The sequence below is a fragment of the Bradyrhizobium algeriense genome (genome assembly GCF_003062295.1).
GTDB lineage: Bacteria > Pseudomonadota > Alphaproteobacteria > Rhizobiales > Xanthobacteraceae > Bradyrhizobium > Bradyrhizobium algeriense.
This window is the reverse complement of sequence record NZ_PYCN01000174.1, coordinates 1-767: the sequence shown is the minus strand read 5'-3', so window position 1 is coordinate 767 and position 767 is coordinate 1. Positions and strand designations below refer to the sequence as shown.

General features: G+C 58.0%; 1 protein-coding gene. It reads left to right on the top strand.

Annotation, left to right across the window (positions count from 1 at the left end; genetic code table 11):
- Window positions 1-767, top strand: a 767-nt coding sequence (locus C7G61_RS42955) for an AMP-binding protein (RefSeq protein ID WP_145963838.1), incomplete at both ends; no start/stop codon positions are given.

Here is a 767-nt window from a genome sequence, read left to right as displayed (position 1 = left end):
CCTGGGCCGAGCTGCCCGCCTGCGATCCCGAGCCGCGCGCCCTCGGCCTCACCTCGCGCCATCTCGCCTACATCATCTACACCTCAGGCTCAACCGGAACCCCAAAGGGCGTCATGGTCGAGCATGCTCAGATGGCTCGTCTGTTCGAGGCGACCCAGGACTGGTATGGCTTCACCGAACACGACGTATGGTGCCTGTTCCATTCCATCTCGTTTGACTTCTCGGTGTGGGAATTGTGGGGCGCACTGCGCTATGGCGGGCGTTTGATACTCGTGCCGAGTAATACCGCCCGTTCTGCTTCCGACTTCCATGAGCTAGTCTGCAAGTCTGGCGTCACGGTTCTCAATCAGACCCCCTCGGCTTTTAAAGCTTTCATGGATGTAGAATGCCAGAGCAATGTTCGAAACCGCCTTCGCTATGTGATTTTTGGTGGGGAGGCTCTGGAACCGTCCATTCTAAAGCCGTGGTATGCAAGGCATTCAGACAGCGTTCCGCAATTGATCAACATGTACGGCATCACGGAAGCTACCGTGCATGTAACCTATCGACCTCTTAATCAATCTGACACCTCCAACTCGGCCAACCTGATCGGAGAGCCCATCCCCGATCTTCGGTTGTACTTGTTGGATCGGTTCGGCCAGCCTGTGCCGTTGGGGACGGTGGGTGAGCTTTACATAGGCGGGGCGGGGGTTGCGCGTGGCTATCTGAACCGTGCCGAGCTGACGGCGGAGCGGTTCATCGCCAGTCCCTTTGTGGACGGCGATCGG